This is a genomic window from Methylobacterium sp. CM6247 (genome assembly GCF_054817925.1).
Window position 1 is genome coordinate 390,150 of record NZ_JBTXKX010000003.1, and the last position, 17,931, is coordinate 408,080.

The 17,931-nt window shown below is 68.7% G+C and carries 19 protein-coding genes and 1 riboswitch; of the genes, 10 read left to right on the forward strand and 9 right to left on the reverse strand.

The features are described from left to right. Window positions 1-6 precede the first annotated feature (6 nt). The 4 genes from ACYQOP_RS02680 to ACYQOP_RS02695 form a co-directional block, all read right to left on the reverse strand. Window positions 7-1,086, reverse strand: a complete 1,080-nt coding sequence (locus tag ACYQOP_RS02680; protein ID WP_082469895.1) for a YihY/virulence factor BrkB family protein — start codon at window positions 1,084-1,086, stop codon at window positions 7-9. A gap of 162 nt (window positions 1,087-1,248) precedes the next feature. Further along, window positions 1,249-2,769 (reverse strand): malonate--CoA ligase, encoded by a 1,521-nt coding sequence (locus ACYQOP_RS02685; protein WP_461221035.1) that lies wholly within the window; start codon window positions 2,767-2,769, stop codon window positions 1,249-1,251. A 54-nt stretch (window positions 2,770-2,823) separates the two neighbouring features. After that, complete coding sequence (locus tag ACYQOP_RS02690; RefSeq protein WP_056431929.1) at window positions 2,824-4,230, reverse strand: malonyl-CoA decarboxylase; 1,407 nt, start codon at window positions 4,228-4,230, stop codon at window positions 2,824-2,826. 225 nt (window positions 4,231-4,455) lie between these two features. Further along, window positions 4,456-4,650, reverse strand: coding sequence for a hypothetical protein (locus ACYQOP_RS02695; RefSeq protein WP_056431926.1), 195 nt, complete (start codon window positions 4,648-4,650; stop codon window positions 4,456-4,458). A 374-nt stretch (window positions 4,651-5,024) separates the two neighbouring features. On the opposite strand from ACYQOP_RS02695, the gene ACYQOP_RS02700 reads away from it, so the two are divergent. Next, the gene (locus tag ACYQOP_RS02700; RefSeq protein ID WP_461221037.1) at window positions 5,025-6,212 is read left to right on the forward strand and encodes an MFS transporter; all 1,188 of its coding nucleotides are present in this window, start codon (window positions 5,025-5,027) and stop codon (window positions 6,210-6,212) included. On the opposite strand, the gene cobD is transcribed toward ACYQOP_RS02700, so the two are convergent. Beyond that, a complete protein-coding gene (cobD, locus tag ACYQOP_RS02705) occupies window positions 6,213-7,232 on the reverse strand; it encodes a threonine-phosphate decarboxylase CobD (protein WP_461221039.1) in 1,020 nt (339 codons plus the stop codon). Window positions 7,233-7,283: 51 nt separating this feature from the next. Here cobD and cbiB point away from each other — a divergent pair, with 51 nt between their 5' ends. Together cbiB and ACYQOP_RS02715 are read left to right on the forward strand one after the other, a co-directional pair. After that, window positions 7,284-8,285: an adenosylcobinamide-phosphate synthase CbiB gene (cbiB, locus tag ACYQOP_RS02710; protein WP_461221040.1), complete on the forward strand. Its 1,002-nt coding sequence runs from the start codon at window positions 7,284-7,286 to the stop codon at window positions 8,283-8,285. A 58-nt stretch (window positions 8,286-8,343) separates the two neighbouring features. Then, window positions 8,344-9,387, forward strand: coding sequence for a DUF3616 domain-containing protein (locus tag ACYQOP_RS02715; protein ID WP_461221041.1), 1,044 nt, complete (start codon window positions 8,344-8,346; stop codon window positions 9,385-9,387). A gap of 282 nt (window positions 9,388-9,669) precedes the next feature. Here the strand turns inward: ACYQOP_RS02715 and ACYQOP_RS02720 are convergent, their stop codons facing one another. Both ACYQOP_RS02720 and ACYQOP_RS02725 read right to left on the reverse strand, forming a co-directional pair. Further along, window positions 9,670-11,130, reverse strand: coding sequence for a cobyric acid synthase (locus ACYQOP_RS02720; protein WP_461221042.1), 1,461 nt, complete (start codon window positions 11,128-11,130; stop codon window positions 9,670-9,672). 56 nt (window positions 11,131-11,186) lie between these two features. Next, complete coding sequence (locus ACYQOP_RS02725) at window positions 11,187-11,909, reverse strand: hypothetical protein (protein ID WP_461221044.1); 723 nt, start codon at window positions 11,907-11,909, stop codon at window positions 11,187-11,189. A 91-nt stretch (window positions 11,910-12,000) separates the two neighbouring features. Here ACYQOP_RS02725 and ACYQOP_RS02730 point away from each other — a divergent pair, with 91 nt between their 5' ends. Next, window positions 12,001-12,414: a RusA family crossover junction endodeoxyribonuclease gene (locus ACYQOP_RS02730; RefSeq protein ID WP_311274216.1), complete on the forward strand. Its 414-nt coding sequence runs from the start codon at window positions 12,001-12,003 to the stop codon at window positions 12,412-12,414. Then, entirely contained in the window at window positions 12,411-13,061 is a 651-nt protein-coding gene (locus ACYQOP_RS02735; RefSeq protein ID WP_461221045.1) for a hypothetical protein, read from the forward strand. The genes ACYQOP_RS02730 and ACYQOP_RS02735 overlap by 4 nt, the downstream gene beginning before the upstream one ends. A 13-nt stretch (window positions 13,062-13,074) precedes the next feature. Here ACYQOP_RS02735 and cobO read toward each other — a convergent pair whose 3' ends face one another. Both cobO and cobU read right to left on the reverse strand, forming a co-directional pair. Beyond that, on the reverse strand, window positions 13,075-13,695 hold the full coding sequence (gene cobO, locus ACYQOP_RS02740; protein ID WP_461221046.1) for a cob(I)yrinic acid a,c-diamide adenosyltransferase: 621 nt from the start codon (window positions 13,693-13,695) through the stop codon (window positions 13,075-13,077). Further along, entirely contained in the window at window positions 13,692-14,204 is a 513-nt protein-coding gene (gene cobU / locus ACYQOP_RS02745) for a bifunctional adenosylcobinamide kinase/adenosylcobinamide-phosphate guanylyltransferase (RefSeq protein ID WP_461221047.1), read from the reverse strand. Before cobU ends, cobO begins: the two co-directional genes overlap by 4 nt. Window positions 14,205-14,310: 106 nt before the next feature. Then, window positions 14,311-14,504, forward strand: a riboswitch (cobalamin riboswitch). A 54-nt stretch (window positions 14,505-14,558) separates the two neighbouring features. Here cobU and ACYQOP_RS02750 point away from each other — a divergent pair. The 5 genes from ACYQOP_RS02750 to ACYQOP_RS02770 all read left to right on the forward strand — a co-directional run bounded on the left by ACYQOP_RS02750 (window position 14,559) and on the right by ACYQOP_RS02770 (window position 17,920). After that, window positions 14,559-14,735 carry a CbtB domain-containing protein gene (locus ACYQOP_RS02750; protein WP_207410167.1) on the forward strand — a complete coding sequence of 59 codons (177 nt, stop codon included), beginning with the start codon at window positions 14,559-14,561 and terminating at the stop codon, window positions 14,733-14,735. Between the two features lie 30 nt (window positions 14,736-14,765). Then, window positions 14,766-15,545, forward strand: a complete 780-nt coding sequence (locus tag ACYQOP_RS02755; protein ID WP_461221048.1) for a CbtA family protein — start codon at window positions 14,766-14,768, stop codon at window positions 15,543-15,545. Continuing rightward, the gene (locus ACYQOP_RS02760; RefSeq protein ID WP_461221049.1) at window positions 15,538-15,960 is read left to right on the forward strand and encodes a DUF1636 family protein; all 423 of its coding nucleotides are present in this window, start codon (window positions 15,538-15,540) and stop codon (window positions 15,958-15,960) included. Before ACYQOP_RS02755 ends, ACYQOP_RS02760 begins: the two co-directional genes overlap by 8 nt. After that, on the forward strand, window positions 15,957-16,991 hold the full coding sequence (cobW, locus tag ACYQOP_RS02765) for a cobalamin biosynthesis protein CobW (RefSeq protein WP_311274222.1): 1,035 nt from the start codon (window positions 15,957-15,959) through the stop codon (window positions 16,989-16,991). The genes ACYQOP_RS02760 and cobW overlap by 4 nt, the downstream gene beginning before the upstream one ends. A 143-nt stretch (window positions 16,992-17,134) precedes the next feature. Continuing rightward, the gene (locus ACYQOP_RS02770; protein ID WP_461221050.1) at window positions 17,135-17,920 is read left to right on the forward strand and encodes a DUF4349 domain-containing protein; all 786 of its coding nucleotides are present in this window, start codon (window positions 17,135-17,137) and stop codon (window positions 17,918-17,920) included. Window positions 17,921-17,931: the final 11 nt, after the last annotated feature.

The following is a 17,931-nucleotide window of genomic DNA, read 5'->3' on the forward strand; positions in this document are numbered from 1 at the left end:
ACCCTGTCACGCAGCCGCGCCGACCGTGTCCGCCATCCGTGCCTCGCGGTCGCCCATGGGCTTTTCCGGGCCCGTCGTCGTGTCCCGAGCGGTCTGATGCTCCATTTCGGCATTGATCTCGGCACCGAGGAGCACGATCGTCGTCGAGATCCAGATCCAGGTCATGAAGCCGATGGCGGCGCCGAGCGAACCGTAGGTCTCGTTGTAATTGCCGAAGCTGCCGACATACCACGAGAACAGGATGGAGGCGGCGAGCCAGAGGATGCCCGCCACAGCGCCACCGGTGCCGACCCATCGCCAGCGCGGCCGCTCGCGGCTCGGGCCATAGCGATAGAGCAGCGAGAGGCCGCCGAGTAGGACGACGAGCAGGAAGGGCCAGCGCAGCAGGGCGATGAGCCTCGCCCCCTGCCCGAACCCGAAGAAGTTGAAGATTACCGGCAGCACGACGATGCTGGTGAGCGCGAGGATGGTGAAGAGGAGCGCCCCGACGGTGAAGGTCAGGGAGCGCAGGTTCAGCATCACGAAGGAGCGCTTCTCGTCTTCCTCGTAGACCACGTTCAGGGCATCGAACATCGCCTTCATGGCGGCGTTCGCGCTCCAGAGCGACAGGACGAGGCTGGAGAAGAACGTCAGTCCCAGCGTGCCGTTATCCTTGGCGGCGATCCGCTTCACCTGCTCGCCGATGATGTCGATGGCGCTGGAGGGCAGCACGCCCTGCATGCTGGAGAGGTGCTCGTTGATGGCGCCGACATCGGCCACGAGGCCGTAGCAGGAGACCAGGGCGGCGATGGCCGGGAACAGCGACAGCAGGGTGAAGAACGTGACCCCGGCGGCGACCGCGAGCACCCTGTCCTTGTTGAATTCCAGATAGACGCGGACGGCGATGTCCTTCCAGCCGGCGCGGGTGATCTCGGTCGGGCTGTCTGCGGCACGACCGCGATGGACCTGTGTCGCCGCCACCCATTCGGCGCTGCGCCCGCTATGTGAACGGGCACCTTCTTCGCGGCGCGGCTCGGGCGGTTCGGCCTCCCGCCTGGCGCCGCGCGACCGCGGTGCCAGCGACAGGGCGACGAGCGCCGCTCCCATCGCCAGAGTCCAGACCATCGAATGGGTGGAGCCCGGCTCCGTAGGCTCGGGACGGTGAGGCTGAGACGAAGACATGACGGCAACCGGTACGGAGACGGCGCGAGCTTGGCCGTTCGATGACGAGAACCGCCGGCCCGCCAAAGCGTTCCGCCGTCTTGCCCCTCAGCGGCGGTAGAGATCCGCATGCGCTTCGCGCAGCAGGTTCTTCTGCACCTTGCCCATGGCATTGCGCGGCAATTCGTCGGCGAAGAGCACACGCTTGGGGCATTTGAACCGAGCGAGGCGCCCTTCGAGGATGCGGAGGATCTCCTGCTCTCCCGGCGCGTCCGGGCGGGCGACGACGATGGCAGTCACGCCCTCGCCGAAATCCGCATGAGCGAGGCCGATCACGGCGGATTCGACCACGCCCGGAAGCGCATCGATCTCGTTCTCGACTTCCTTCGGATAGACGTTGTAGCCACCGGTGATGATGAGATCCTTGCCGCGCCCGACGATGTGGACGTAGCCGCGCTCGTCGACCTTGCCGAGATCGCCGGTGATGAAGAACCCGTCCGCCTTGAACTCGGAGGCCGTCTTCTCGGGCATGCGCCAATAGCCCTGGAACACGTTCGGGCCCTTCACCTCGATCATCCCCACCGTATCGGCGGGCAAGGCCCGTCCCGTCTCGGGATCGACCACCCTGAGCGAAACGCCCGGCAGGGGCAGGCCCACCGTGCCGGCGATGCGTTCGCCCTCGTAGGGGTTCGAGGTGTTCATGTTGGTCTCGGTCATGCCGTAGCGTTCGAGGATGGCGTGGCCGGTGCGGGCCTGCCAGTCCCGGTGCGTCTCGGCGAGAAGCGGGGCCGAGCCGGAGACGAACAGGCGGATTGTCGCCGCCGCCTCGGAGGTCAGGCCCGGCTCCTTGAGGAGGCGCGTATAGAAAGTCGGCACGCCCATCATCGAGGTCGCTCGGCCCATCAAGGCGAGCACCTGCTTCGGGTCGAATTTCGGCAGGAAGATCGCCGTGGCCCCAGCCAGCAGCACGATGTTGGTAGCCACGAACAGGCCGTGGGTGTGGAATACCGGCAGGGCGTGGATCAGCACATCGTCGGCGGTGAAGCGCCAGGCCTCCACCAGGGTGACGGCGTTGGAGGCGAGGTTGTCGTGGCTGAGCATGGCGCCCTTCGAGCGCCCGGTCGTGCCCGAGGTGTAGAGGATCGCCGCTAGATCGTCGGGCCCGCGTTCCACATCCGCGAAGTCGGTGCCGGCCGCGTCCGCCGCCTCCGCCATGGTGCCGCGTCCCGCCCCGTCGAGGGTACGCAGCGCTGAGACCTTCGCGTCGGAGGCGACGGGTTCCAGGGCAGCGAGCCGGGCGGGATCGCAGACGAACAGGGACGCCTCGGCATCCGAGAGGAAATACGCGATCTCGGGGGCCGTGTAGGCAGTGTTGAGCGGCAGGAAGACGGCGCCCGCCCGAACCGCGCCGAGATAGAGGAACACCACTTCAGCACTCTTCTCGACCTGCACGGCGACCCGGTCGCCCGTCTTCACCCCGAGTGCCTTGAGGGCCGAAGCATAGGCGGCCGAACGCTCGAGCATGTCCGCATAGGTGATCCGCGCGCCGTCGCCGGTCTCGATGAAGGTCCGGGAGGCGGGATCGGCGGGCAGGCTCGCCCAGATGAGGTCGAAGAGATGGTTACGCATGACGTCGTCCAACCGTGATCGAACCGACAGCCGTGGCCGGACGACGCCCCGAAATCAAGCCTCGGCCAGGGCGACGGCGCGAATCGGTGGTAGGTTGGACCTCAGTTCGCGGCTGACGGTGCTCGATGCCGCCACCGTGCCGAGATTGGCATAGGTTTCGTGGTTCTTCTCGATGGCCGAGAGATCGTAGAGGTAATTGACCATCAGCCCGCGCGACTGGCTCAGCCCCTTGGGCGAAACGTCGCCGAGGAAGTTCAGCCGCTCCAGCCGCGCGCCATTGCCGAGATGGAAGCGCGCCACCGGGTCGAGGGGCTTGCCGCGCTCGTTCTTGGCCCGCAGGAAATAGGCGGCGGCCGCCGGGATGAGGGCCTTCTTCACCGCATCGGCCCTGGCCTTGTCGGCGTGCCACCCCGGCTCGTCGATGGCCCGCAACGCCTCGATATCGTCGCGCGTCAGCCCCTGCGGCGAATCCGAGCGGCGCTCGCGGTCGAGCCAGGCGGAGAAGCCAGGCACCGGCGATAGGGTCACGAAGGTCTTGAGGCTCGGGATTTCGCGGGCGAGATCCTCAACCACCTGCTTGATCAGGAAATTGCCGAAGGTGATTCCAGCCAAACCCTTCTGACAGTTCGAGATCGAGTAGAAGATGGCCGTGGTGGCGGCACGCGTCGGAAGCAGCTCGCGCTCATGCGCCAGGATCGGCGCGATGGCCGGGGCAATGCCGCCGGTGAGCGCCACTTCGACGAAGATCAGCGGCTCGTCCTGCAGGGCCGGATGGAAGAAAGCGAAACAGCGTCTATCCGACGGCTCGATCCGCCGGCGCAGCTCGTCCCAGCCGGCGATCTCGTGCACCGCCTCGTAACGGATGATCTTCTCCAGGATATGGGCCGGCGTGGTCCAGTCGATATGGCGCAGAACCAAGAAGCCCCGGTTGAACCATGAGGCGAAGAGATGCTCGAAATCGCTGTCGAGACTGTCAACGGCGTCGATGAGGTCGTGATCCGCCTCGCTGCCCCGCAACTCCTTGCGCAGGGCGAACAGGTCCTCGCGCATCCGCACCAGAGCGAGGGTGCCGTTGCGGGCGAGGTTGAGGCGGCGGATGAGTTCCTGGCTGCGCGGCTCGGCCGCCACGTGCAGGACGCCGAGCGCGGCGCGGGTCGGGTCCCGGCGATAGGCGGCGATGGCGTCGTCCACCGCTTCATGGTCGGCCCCGAACACGGTGGCGACGCCCTGGAGAAAGACGAGACGCTCGGGCTTTGCCAAGCTCGAATAGCGCTCCAGGATCAGGCGGGCGAGCGCCACGCCGGAGGCTTCGCCGCGCCTGGAGATCAGGTCTTCGCAGAGCTTGATCAGTTCCTGCGCGTTGGCCCTCGCGGCGAGGTCGCCACGACCGATGCCGATGAGATCGCGACCACGGTCGCTGATGGTTTGAAGCAGGTCGCCGAAAAACGAAATCGCCGCCATGGCTCGCCGCCTGCCCCAAAATCCCTGTCACCCGGCTAGGGTGATGCCGGCCCCGCGGAACGCAGCCGTGCATGGCCGTCAGTCTATGATGTGGGGCGACCGAGGGCCAGGGTCTTGAAGGCGGGACCATGCCGCAGACGCAGGCCGACCTGTGATCGAGACCATGGCTGTGGCATCGTCCTGCTCGAGACTATGCAAAGACGGATCAAGACGACATTCCATGTGTCAGGCTTGTGCGGCCTCGATGGCGACACGATCCGCCCGCTCGCGCCAATCCTCGACACCGTGCTGGCGCGCGAAACGAAGTTCCGCCGCACGCTGAGCACGACGCGGATCGCGCGCGCGAGAGATCTCGACCGATCCGATGGTGAACGGCACGCCGAGGATTTGCTTTGCGAAACTGACGCGGTAATTCGGCATTCCAAACTCCGTTGTCGACACGCGATGCTTGTCAGCGGGACTTGGGACCGACTCGTCTCGACAGTCGAGACTGTGGCAGAACGACTTGGCTCCTGCCAAGTGGGACTCCACCGGAACGACGCACCAAGTCATTGTCCGGTAACAATTCGTATATGGGGATCGGTGCATCCGATGGAAGGTCGGGGCCCGCGTCGGCCGTCCGACGCGGCTGGGACCATTTCGCGCGGCCGCGGGTTGCCCCCGCGCGCCGCCACCCCTAACCGAGGGCACGGCTCTCCCGTCGCTCACGGACCCGCCCACCGAATGACGTACAATCCATCGCTTTTTCATCGACTTGGCGCGACGGGCGGCACCGTTCCGGTGCACGCCTGACCATGCAACCCGAGACCGCTTCCAGCCACGGCTTCACCGCCAAGGCGCGCTTCGGCCTGACCCTGATCGCCGGGGGCGCCGTCGCCAACATCTACTACAACCAGCCTCTCCTCGCAGTTCTGGTGAGCGAGTTCGGCGAGCGCGCCGCCCTCCTCGTTCCCACCGCGTGCCTCGTGGGCTACGGCCTCGGCATTCTCGGCCTCGTCCCGCTGGGCGATGCCTGGCCGAGGCGGACCCTCATCATGGCGCAGTTGCTCGGCCTGAGCGTGGCGCTCCTCGGCGCCGCCCTGGCAACGAACCTCGCCTTCCTGACGGTCGCCTGCCTCCTCATCGGATTCCTCTCCTCGGCAGCACAGCAGGCGGTCCCCTTCGCCGCCGAACTCGCCCCGGATGAGAGTCGCGGCCGGATGGTCGGGCAGGTGATGACGGGCCTCCTCACCGGCATTCTCCTCGCCCGGACGGTGAGCGGCTTCGTCGGCGCGCATTTCGGCTGGCGCGCGGTGTTCTTCGCCGCCGCTGTCGTTGCCCTGGCCATCGCATTCGTGGCGGCGACGACCCTCCCGAAGGTCAAACAGACGAAGCCCCTGCGCTACCGCGCGCTGATGCTGTCGATCCTGCATCTGGTGAAGACGCAGCCGATCCTGCGCAACGCCAGCCTCTCGCAGGGATTGTTGTTCGCCAGTTTCAACGCGTTCTGGGCGACCCTGGCCCTGCTGGTGGAAGCCCCGCCCTTCGATCTCACCGCTGCCGGCGCCGGCCTGTTCGGGGTGATCGGGGTCTGCGGCGCCTTCGTCGCCCCGCTCTCCGGACGCTACACGGACCGGAAGGGCGCCCGGCCGGTGGTCGTCACCGGTGGTGCGCTCGTCCTCGCGTCGTTCCTGGTTCTGTGGCTGGGAGGAGAGGTTTCGCTGGTAGCAGTCGCCATCGGCGTGCTCCTCATCGATATCGGCATCAACGGCGCGCTCATTGCCAACCAGACCCGGGCCTATGCCCTCGTCCCGGGCGCCAGGGGCCGGATCAACACCGTGCTGTTCACGGTGATGTTCGTGTTCGGTGCGCTGGGCGCCTTCGCCGGCTCGCAGGCCTTCCTCATGGCGGGGTGGCCCGGTGTCTGCGCGGTGGGCGCCCTCCTCTCGGGGGCGGGCCTTCTCGTGTCGATCGGCGACCGGTCGCGGTCGAAGCCCGCCTGATCAGGCGGGTTTGAGCACGCGGGACAGGCGGCACCATTCGCCCTTGTCCGCCGGCAGGCCGAAACGCAGCCATCGCGGGTTGGCCTCGAACCGGCGGACATAGATGCCCGCCTCGCCGAGACGTCGGAACAGGCCCGGCGCATCGTCGAACGCGGCCGTGCGGAACAGGCAGGTGCCGCCGACGACACGCCCTCCCCGGCAGGCCAGAAGCCGGTCGAGACGCAATGAATCGGCATGGCGGGCAAGGGCGGCCTCGCGCAGCCAGGCCGTATCGGCCAAGGCAGTGCGGCCGATGGCGAGCGCCGGCCCCGGCACCGCCCAGGGTCCCAGCGCCTGCGCGATCCGCCGGGCGAGCAAAGATTCGGTGAGGGCGAAGCCGAGACGGATGCCGGCGAGGCCATAGGTCTTACCGAAGGAGCGCAGCACGATCAGCCCCGGCCCCACACGGGGCGCAACGGATTCGACCTCTTCGAGATCGATGAAGGCCTCGTCCACGACGAGCCACCCGCCGCGCCGTACGAGGCGTCCCGCGAGATCGAGGAGGGCGGAGGCCTCCCAGGTCCGACCATCGGGATTGTTGGGGTTGACCACGACGACGACGTCCGCCTCCTCGGCCTGCGCCGGATCGGTCACGGTCGCCACTGCGTGGCCGCCCCGGAGCCAGGCAGCCTCGTGCTCGGCATAGGTCGGGCCGATGACGGCCACCCGCGAAGGGGGCCTCAGTCGAGGCAGCGTCTCGATGAGGATCTGCGTGCCGGGCGCCGCGACCAGATGGTCCGGATCGACAACGCCATAGGCGCGGGCGGCGGCGGCGAGCAGAGCGTGGAGGTCGGCACGGGAAGGAAGCCGCCGGAACGTGCTGGCATCCAACGGCGGACAAGGATACGGGACCGGATTGATCCCGGTGGAGAGGTCGATCCAGGGTTGTTCGGCGTGCGGGAACAGCGCCCCGGCGGCATCGAGATCGCCGCCATGGGCGATGGGCCGAATCCCCTCGCCCGCCTCCTCGCTTCCGCTCATCGGGCCTCCGTCGCGCTCCCGCCCACCAGCCTGGATCCCCTCCGCGAACCGATGATCTGGACCACTCTCTTCCATCCGCCGGATACGCTCGTGGTGTTGGGCCTCGCCCTCGCCACCGAGGCGGTGGCCGGCTATCCGGACCGGCTCTACAGGGCGCTGGGCCATCCTGTCACCTGGATCGGCTGGGTGATCGCCCGGCTCGACCGGTCCCTCAATACGGGCAGCGAGGCGAGACGGCGCGCGGCCGGAATCGTCGGCCTTCTCGCCCTCCTGGCGGTCGTCGGGGCGGTATCGATCGGGGCGACGACTCTGGCCGCCGCGGCCGGTCACCTGCCTGCCCTGATCCTGCTCGGCCTCGTCTGCGCGTCCCTGCCGGCGCAGCGCAGCCTCCACGATCATGTCAGCCGTGTCTCTTCGGCGCTCCGCTCCGAGGGGCTGGCTGGCGGGCGGCGCGAAGTCGCGATGATTGTGGGGCGCAACCCGGAGAGCCTCGACGAAGCCGGCATCTGCCGCGCCGCCATCGAAAGCCTATCGGAAAACTTCTCCGACGGGATCGTGGCCCCCGCATTCTGGATCGGGATCGGCGGCCTGCCGGGGGGCGCGCTCTACAAGGCGATCAACACTGCCGACAGCATGGTCGGCCATCGCACGCCCCGCCACGAATCCTACGGCTGGGCCTCGGCCCGCCTCGATGACCTCGTCAACCTCCCGGCCTCTCGGCTCTCGGCGGGGCTGATCGCGGCGGCCGCCCTCCTCCATCCCGGCGCCTCCGCGGCGGGTGCGTACCGGGCCGTCCGGCGCGATGCGGGCAAGCACCGCTCGCCCAATGCCGGCTGGCCCGAGGCCGCAATGGCGGGCGCGCTCGGCCTGAGGCTGGCGGGGCCGCGCATGTACGGCTCCGAGATCGTCGACGATTCCTGGATGGGCGACGGACGGGCGAAGGCGGGCCCTCATGATGTGGAGCGAGCGCTGGCCCTGTATCGCATCGCCTGCGCGCTGCTTTTCGGATGTGTCGTCCTTGGCGCATCGATACTCAAAGCTGTTTTTCCGTAATTCCGATCACCGACATTCGAAGGGGCACGCGGCAATGACACGGACTGGTCTTCTGGCGATGCTCCTCCTTCACGGAGCCGCCGCGCCGGCCTTGGCAGCGGGGGGAGCCCAGCACGACCTCGTGCCCGTCGATCCGCCCTACACGATGACGTCCGGCCTGAAAGGCAAGGACGGCAAGCCCGCCAAGGACATCAGCGGCATTGCCTGCATGCCCCCACGGGAGGGCAAACGCCGGTGCCTCGTGGTCAACGACGAGAATACCGGCGCGCAATTCATCACCATCGACGGGCACACGATTACGCCCGGTGCCGATATCGACCTCGTCGGCGGCGGACCGAGCCCGAACACGCTGGGAACCCCGCCCTCGAAGAACGGATGCTCGGGCGGCGAGGGCAAGTTCGACGATCTCGACGGCGAAGGCGTCGCCTATGCCGCCCCGTATTTCTACGTGGTCGGTTCGCATGGCTGCTCGCGCGGCAAGGCGAAGTTCAAGCTCTCCACCTTCGTGCTGGCGCGCATCAGGGTCGACGCGGCCGGCGAGCCGGTGGGACCGAGTGCGGTGGAGACCACCTACCGCCTCGGTGACGCCCTCGGCCTGGCAGAGACCGTCAGCGCCTACTACACGCAGGATCTCCAGACCGATGACGGCGACGCGACGCCCAACGGCCTCAATATCGAGGGCGTCGCCGTCGATGGAACACGCCTGTTCGCCGGGCTGCGTGCGCCGTCCCATGACGGCAAGACCTTCATCGTCGAGGCGGATGTCGGGGCTCTCTTCGCGCAGGGGCACGAGCCGCTCAAGGCCGCCCCTCAGGTGATCCCCCTCACGGTCGGGCGTGGGGCCGGGATCCGCGATCTCGCCATCCTGCCCGACGGGCGGCTCCTCGTCCTCACCGGGCCGGCTCAAGGGCAGACCGACGTGCCCTACAGCCTGTTCGCGGCCGGGGCCTCCACCAACGCGAAGCTAGAGCCGATCGGCCATCTCACCGGGGCGGAAAAGGGCGCCAAGGCGGAGGGCGTCGCCGTGCTGGGCGACAAGCGAATCCTGGTGATGTTCGACAGCGTCAAGGATGGCGGACCACTCGAATACAAGCTCCCCTGACAGCCTCTGTCGTTCAGGCGGCGCGTGGGGCGACGACCGGCGCGGCGACGCTGCGGCGGACGGCGTCCCGGCGCAGTGCGGACACAACCGCGACTATCGAGCTCGCCCCACAGGCGAGTTTGAGCGCGGGCCCAGGCAGCACCACGGTGGGCAGCCAGGAGCTCGGCCCCGTCTCACGAGAGATGCGCGTCGACCTCCGGCGGCGACGGCGTCTCGGGCTACTTCCTCATGGCTCGTGCCTTGCGCGGGAGCCCGATCGGTCGAGCCTATGTTGGGGAACTGCTAGCGCGCCAAGGCGAACAGTCGGTCGCAATCGACATGCGCCTCGACATGTCGCGCGAGGGCATCGAGGACACGCTCGACCTCGCCTTCGTAGGAATGACCGTCGGAGGCCGCTCCCAGGCGCGCGAGCCAGGCGGCCCGCTGCCGGTCGTCGGCGAAGAGGCCGTGAACGTAGGTGCCGCAGACCCGCCCGTCGCCAGAGACCGCACCGTCCACCCGTCCGTCGGCGAAGCGTAGCAGCGGTGTCACCGTGTCCGCACCGGCCGTGTCGCCCACATGCATCTCGTAGCCGCTGAACGGCAGGTCGTCGGCGAGGCTCCGCCCGCTCACCGCCTCGAGCCGCTTCAGCGGCGTCATCACCGTCTCGACGTCGAGCAGGCCGAGCCCGGCGACGCTGCGCGGCTCGCCCTCGATCCCGTGCGGGTCGCTCAACGTCCGGCCCAGCATCTGGTAGCCGCCGCAGAGCCCGAGCACGTGGCCGCCCCGGCGCAGATGCGCGCGGATGTCGATGTCCCATCCCTCGCGACGGAGGGCGTCGAGATCGTCGATCGTGGTCTTTGAGCCCGGCAGCAGGACGAGGGCGACGTCGCCCGGAATCGCCTCGCCGGGCCGGACCAGCACGACCTCTACCTCCGGCTCCGCCCGTAGCGGATCGAGGTCGTCGAAATTGGCGATGCGCGGCAGGACCGGCACGGCGACGCGGATGCGCGTCCGGCCGGATGAGGCGGAACCGGCGAGGCCAAGCGCATCCTCGGCGGGCAGGCGCGCGGCCTCGGGGAAATGCGGCACGAGGCCGAGGGCGGGCCAGCCGGTCGCCGTGGCGACGATCTCCATGCCGTCGGCGAACAGGCTCGGGTCGCCGCGAAAGCGGTTGACGAGGAAGCCCACGATCATCGCCGCATCCTCGGGCGCGATCACCGCCTTGGTGCCGACGAGGCTGGCGATGACGCCGCCCCGGTCGATGTCGCCGAGCAGGATCACGGGCGTGTCGGTGGCCCGCGCGAAGCCCATATTGGCGATGTCGCCCCGCCGCAGGTTGACCTCGGAGGCCGAGCCGGCCCCCTCGACGATGACGAGGTCGGCCTGACCCTTCAGTTGATCGAAGCTCTCCAGCACGGAGGCCAGGAGGCGCGGCTTCCAGGCCTGATAATCTCGCGCCTTCGCGTTGCCGACCATCCGGCCCTGCACCACCACCTGGGAGCCGGTCTCGCTCTGGGGCTTCAGCAGGACCGGGTTCATGTGGATGGAGGGCGCCACCCCGCAGGCCCGCGCCTGCAGCGCCTGGGCCCGGCCGATCTCGCCGCCATCGGCGGTGACGGCCGCGTTGTTGGACATGTTCTGCGGCTTGAACGGCCGCACGGCGAGGCCGCGCCGCGTGAAGGCGCGGCACAGGCCGGCCACGATCAGCGACTTACCGACATCCGAGCCGGTGCCCTGGATCATGAAGGCGCGGGCAGTCATGCGATCGGGTCTCGTCCGGTGTGCCGAGGGCGTTGGCGTGCCCTAGCACGGCCGCGTCAGGGCCGCGACGGCGGGCCGGCGACGCAGGCGGTATCGAGAGGCCGCGCGGCCCGGCGGAAATCGAGGATGGCGGAGGCGTAGGTCTCGACGACCTCCGAGAACGGCACCCGCTCGGCCGTGAACAGCACGGCGCGGTGGCTGAACAGGCGCTCCGGAATCACGAGCGGCGCGCAGGCGGGATCGGGCGGGGCCGCCTGGTCCCAACCGGGCGGCAGGGGCTGCCAGAGACGGTCTGACCCGATGGTCTGGCGGGTGGTGCCCAACGCCTGGACCGCCCTGCCAAAGGGCGTGTCGGTCGTCTCCAGCAGGCGGTTCATCACCGGGTTCAGTCGCTCCGGCACGTACCAATTGTCCGCCTCCGACAGGACGTGATCGCCGCAGGCGAGCCGGACACGGCGATATTTCAGGACAGTTTCGGGTCCGGCGGCGAGGCGGCGGCGCGTCTCTTCCGAGGCGGGCTTGTCCACATCGCGCAGGAGGGTCGCCGTGAGCCGCGGGTCCGCCGCCATACCGTGCTCGGAGCACCAGCCTTCGAGGGTCGCCGTGGCGCTGCGGCTCGCCAGGAGCCGCGCGTTAAGCCCCTCCATCACCGCCAGCGCCTCGACGCGGGCGAGATAGGTGTCCGGCCAGGATGTGATGGACTCCGCGGAGGCCGCACCGGCACCGGATAGAAGAAGCGTGAGCGGAACGAGGCAGCATCGGAAGCCGCGACGGAACACAACCCAAGGGAGATTCCGCGATACCCTATACACGTTGACGAAGCCGTGCATAAGTTGCGGGACCGAAGCCCGCGACGCTAGGCGATCTCTCGTGGAGCTCATCTTTCCCATCGAGTTCCTCGTCAGCGGCACACCGGTCTCGTTCCAATCGGCCCGATCGAGTTCCAAATCGCAATGGAAGCAGAAGGTCCGAGCGGCAAGCGACGGCTCCTTGCCCGAGAATCACTTCGCCTGCGAGGGTAAACTCGCCGTGACGCTGTTCTACTTCCCCGTCGGCTCCGTGCAGGGCGATGTGGACAATATCGTCAAACTGGTTCTCGATGCCCTCAACCAGCACATCTACATGGATGATTCTCAGATCGAACGGGTGGTCATCCAGAAGTTCGAACCGCAGCGGGTGTTTTCGTTCACGCAGCCGAGCCCCGTCCTGGCGGCGGCCCTGTCGGCACAGAAGCCGATTCTATACGTAAGGCTCTCGGACGATCCATTCGAGGAACTGGCATGAGCGGCATGGAACTAGAACGGCCGGTCCTCGACCTCATCATCCCGACACTCATGGATGCCGGCTACGAGGTCTATACTCACCCTTCCCGCCAGCTTCTGCCATCCTTCATGGGCGACTACGTTCCCGACGCGATTGCGCTCGGAAAACCCAAGAATCTCGCGATCGAGATCGTGCGGGATGGCTCGCGATCGGGAAGCCAGGAAAGAGTCGCTGACCGGTTCCTCGGTGTCGCCGATTGGGAACTTCGGATCTACTACGCTCGCTCCGGCGGCGGCGTACCCGCCATCGACGGCGTGACGCCCGACATCATTGACCGCACGATCGCGAAGGTCGAGGCTCTCATCGCAGCCGGCCAGATGGAGGCCGCTCTGCTGCTCGGCTGGTCGACCTTCGAAGCCATCGGGCGGGCCTTGATTCCGGACCGCCTGTCGCAATCTCAATCGTCCGCACGGCTGATCGAACAGCTCGCGGGCGAAGGCATCGTAACGCCCGACGAGGCGGATCGGCTTCGCCCCATGGCGAGCCTGCGCAACGCCGTCGCCCACGGGGCCCTGCAGCGAGACCTTGATCCCGCCGCCCTGGAGGATTTCGTCGCTACGCTGAAGCTCGTCCTCCACGAGAATCAGCCGGTCGGCGGCGTGGCCTGACCGCGCCCAGCAGTCAGAACTCGATCCCCTCCTGCGCCTTCACGCCGGCCGAGAAATGGTGCTTCACGCTGCCCATCTCGGTGACGAGGTCGGCGGCCTGGATGAGGGCCGGCTTGGCGTTGCGGCCGGTGACGATGACGTGGAGGTCGGGCCGGCGCGCCCGGAAAGCCGCCACCACGGGATCGATGGGCAGATAGTCGTAGCGCAGGGCGATGTTGAGTTCGTCGAGGAGAACGAGGCGGATGGTCGGGTCGGCCATCAGCTCCTCGGCCTTGGCCCAGGCATGCTCGGCCGCCGCGATGTCGCGGGCCTTGTCCTGCGTCTCCCAGGTGAAGCCCTCGCCGAGCGTATGCCATTCGATCTGCGCGCCGAAAGCCTTCAGCGCGTGCTTCTCGCCCGTATCCCACCCACCCTTGATGAACTGGACCACGCCGACCCGCCAGCCATGGCCGAGCGCCCGCAGGACGAGGCCGAGCCCGGCCGTGGTCTTACCCTTGCCAGGGCCGGTATTGACGATGAGCAGGCCCTTCTCGATCGTCTTGGCCGCGACCTCGGCGTCCTGGACGGCCTTGCGCTTCTCCATCTTCTCACGGTGCCGTTCGGCCTCCGGGTCGCTCGTGTCTGAAACGCTCATGCGCTCGCTCCGGGTTGGGGTTTCACGATCATCGGCAGTCCCGCCACCATGAACACCACATGGTCGGCCCGCGCGGCGAGGCGCTGGTGCAGTCGCCCGGCCGCGTCGCGGAAGCGGCGGGCGAGCGCGTTGTCCGGCACGATGCCGAGACCGACCTCGTTGCCCACCAGCACCACCGGCCCCGGCGCGCGACCGCAGGCCTCGATCAGCGCGGCGCTCGCCGCCTCGATATCGGCCTCGGACAGGATCAGGTTGGTGAGCCACAGGGTCAGGCAATCGACCAGCACCGGCCCGGTCGCCGCGGCGACGGCCTCGGCCAGATCGATCGGCACGTCCCGGGTGATCCAATCCGCCGAGCGGCGCGACCGGTGAAGGGCGACGCGCTCCCGCATCTCGTCGTCCCAGGCCTGCGCGGTGGCGAGGTAGAGCCACGGCGCCGGGTGGGCTTCCACGAGGCGCTCCGCGTGCAGGCTCTTGCCCGAGCGCGCGCCTCCGAGGACCAGTGTCATTCTTGGGGAAGGCTGCCGCATGGCTCCCTTTAGCGCGAAACCGCCCTGCCCCGTCAAAGCCGGTAAAACGCTTTGGCGGCGCGTTGTCAGCGGTCGCGTGAGCGCGTAGAAGCGAAGTTTGGACGGTGCCCCGGCGACGGGGTGAAAAGGGAATGCGGTGAGGGCTCGCGCCTGAAACCGCAGCTGCCCCCGCAACTGTGAGCGGAGACGGGCCTGCCATCGGCCACCGGAGCGATCCGGGAAGGCGGCAGGACCGGATGACCCGCGAGCCAGGAGACCTGCCTTCCGAAGGGGACATTGTCCTCCCGCTCTATCCTCGAACGCCGCCGGCGGGGCGGCCGGAGACCTGACACGATGACCACGAACACTCTCGCCCTCACCGGCACCCGCAGCAACGAGCGTCTCGGCGCGGTACTTATGGCCGCTTTCCTCGGCCTCGGGCTCGTCTTCATGGCCGGCTTCGCACCGGCGATGGCGCTGCACAACGCGGCCCACGATTTCCGGCACGCCCAGAATTTCCCCTGCCACTGACCGCCTCGCGCTCAGCCAGGACCTGATTTCATGATGATCCGACTCGTGTCGGCGGCCCTGGTCGCCGGCTTCCTGGCGGCTGTCGTCGCCACGGGCTTGCAGCTCGCCCTCACCTCGCCGCTGATCATCGCGGCCGAGCGTTACGAGAGCGGTGAAGCCACGGCGCCGGCCGCGCTATCGATGCCGCGCGGCGCCTCCCCGGCCTCCCTCATCGTGCCCGTCCATTCGGGCCACGACCATGGTGGCAAGACGGACGGTGTCGAAGGCGGCGAGGTCGCACCGGCCTGGCAGCCCGGCCCCGGCCTGCCCCGGATGGTCTTCACCGCCCTCGCGACCCTGGTCGGCGGCGTCGGCTACGCCCTGTTACTGGGCGCGGCTCTCATTGCCTGTGGGCGCGAGCCGAGCCCGGAAACCGGCCTGCGATTCGCCATCGCGGGGTTCCTCGCCGTGGCCCTCGCCCCGGCCCTCGGCCTACCGCCGGAACTGCCCGGCATGGAGGCGGCGCCGCTCGCCGAACGCCAGTTCTGGTGGGTCATGACCGCAGCCGCCACCGCCATGGGACTCTACCTCATCGCGATTCGCCGCTCCTCCATCGCCGTCGCTGGAGGGCTCGTGCTTATCGTCGCACCGCATCTGGCCGGGGCGCCGGAGACGAGCCACACCGCCTCCGCCCTGCCGCCGGGCTACGCGGCCCAATTCGCCGCTCGGTCGCTGGGCATCGCCTTCGTGTTCTGGGCGGTGATCGGCCTCGCCTTCGGCTGGGCCTGGAACAGCGTCGGGCGCAAGAGCCCGGCGACGTCGCATGCCTGACGAGGACATCCAGGCCGGCAGCCCGGTCGTACTCTACGTCTGCGCCACCTGTCGCACGGCCGGCGACACGTCCGAGCCCCGCGCCGGGGCCCGCCTCGTCTCGGCGCTGCGCGATGCGGTGACGGAAGCCGCCATCGAGGGCATCGCGGTCGAAAGCGTGGAGTGCCTCTCCGTCTGCAAGCGCCCCTGCACCGTCGCCGTGGCCTCCGAAGGCCGCTGGACCTACGTCTACGGCGATCTCGACCCGGTCGAATCCGCCAGAACCATCCTCGCGGGCATCGGCCTGTACGCGGAGACGCCCGACGGCATCGTGCCCTGGAAGGCGCGGCCGGAGGCGTTCCGCAAAGGCGTCGTCGCCCGCATTCCCCCGTTTCCTCCGCCCCGCGCGGACAGAATTCCGGACGCAGCCGAATGAGCATCGTCGAGAAGATCCCCTGCACCATCGTCACCGGCTTCCTCGGAGCCGGCAAGACGACCCTCGTGCGTCACCTCGTGGAGAATGCCGGCGGTCGTCGGCTCGCCATCATCGTCAACGAGTTCGGCGATATCGGCTTCGACGGATCGTTCCTGGCCGCCTGCGGTATCGAGGGCTGCCAGGACGAAGACATCGTCGAGCTGGCCAACGGCTGCATCTGCTGCACCGTGGCGGACGATTTCGTCCCGGCCCTGAACAAGCTCCTCGACCGCGCTGACCCGCCGGAGCACATCCTCATCGAGACGTCCGGTCTCGCTCTGCCGAAGCCCCTGGTCCAGGCTTTCCACTGGCCGGCGATCCGCTCGCGGGTGACAGTGGACGGGGTGATCGCGGTCATCGACGGCCCCGCCGTCGCTGCCGGCTTCTTCGCCGACGATCCGGCGGCTCTCGCCGCCCAGCGTGCCGACGATGCCAGCGTCGATCACGACAACCCGCTGGAAGAGGTGTTCGAGGACCAGCTCCTGTGCGCCGACCTCGTGGTGATGAACAAGGCCGACCTCCTCGACGACGCCGGCAAGGCCAAGGTCCGCGCCGAGGTGGAGCGCCAGCTGCCGCGCGCGGTGAAGATGGTCGAGGCCGAGCATGGCCGCCTCGATCCGCGCGTGATCCTCGGTCTCGGTGCCGCCGCCGAGGACGATCTCGACGCCCGCCCCTCGCATCACGGCGAGGGCGAGGACCACGATCACGACGATTTCGACTCCGTGGCCATTGCCGTGCCTGCCACGGCGAGCGCCGAGGATCTGGCCTCCCGCGTCGCCCGCGCCGCCGAGACCAGCGGCGTCCTGCGGATCAAGGGCTTCGCCGAGGTCACCGGCAAGCCGATGCGCCTCGTGGTCCAGGGCGTCGGTGCCCGTATCGCCCATCATTACGACCGCCCCTGGCGGGCGAGCGAGAACCGCGACGGCCGGCTCGTGGTCATCGGGCTGAAGGGTTTCGACCAGGGGGCGGTGGCAGCCGCCCTGGCGGGGTGAGCGCGTTGACCGCCCGACGGATCCTGGCTCACGGGTGCCGCGGCCTCGTGGCCGCGTCCGGCCTGGCGGCTCTCGCGGCGATAGCTGGCTGCTCGGATTCACGCCCACCCACACCGGAGTTTCAGGCCTCGGACAGCCGGACGATGGCACGCCTCGCTCCGGTCGCCCGCCCACTGGCCCAGACGAGCGATGCGAAGCTCGCCTATACCCACGACCTGACCATCGGATTACCGCCCCAGCGGGTGAACGCGCATTTCGAGGCGGCGCGCGACCGCTGCTTGAACGAGGCGGCCCTGAAATGTGTCCTCGTCGCTGCGTCCGTCGACGATGGCCGGAGGCCTGCGGGCCGTCCGCAGGCGCAGGTCCAGGTCCGACTGCCGCATGAATCCGTCGCCCCCTTCATGGCCTTCGTCACGGCGCCCCTCCCCAGCGAGGCGGCGGGTGACGTCGTGCTCCGGAGCCAGTCGACGCGTGCCGACGACCTGACGGACGCCATCGAGGATGGCGGCCGGCGCTTGGCCCAACTCACCGCCTATCGCGCCCGGCTCGACGCGATCGCCGCACGGCCCGACCCGCGCGTGGAGGATCTGATCCGCATCGCGCAGGAATTGGCGCAGGTTCAGTCGCAGATCGAGGAAGCCGATGCCAAGCAACGCGGCCTGAATCAGCGCGTCGACACGGAGCTCGTCTCCATCGCCCTACGCTCCGACGAGGCGAGGGCCGGGCCTCTCGCCCCCGTGGAGGAAGCCTGGGCTCAGGCGGGCCAGACCTTCGGCATGAGCGCCGGATCGGCCCTGCGCTTCGTCGTCGCCGGCCTGCCATGGTTACCGCTGGTGCTGATCGGCGTGCTTCTCCTTCGCGCGCTGTGGCGCCGGCGCGGTCGCCAAAGCGCCGTGACCGAGCGGACGTCCTCCAGGGCACAGCCATGACGGCGCGCCGC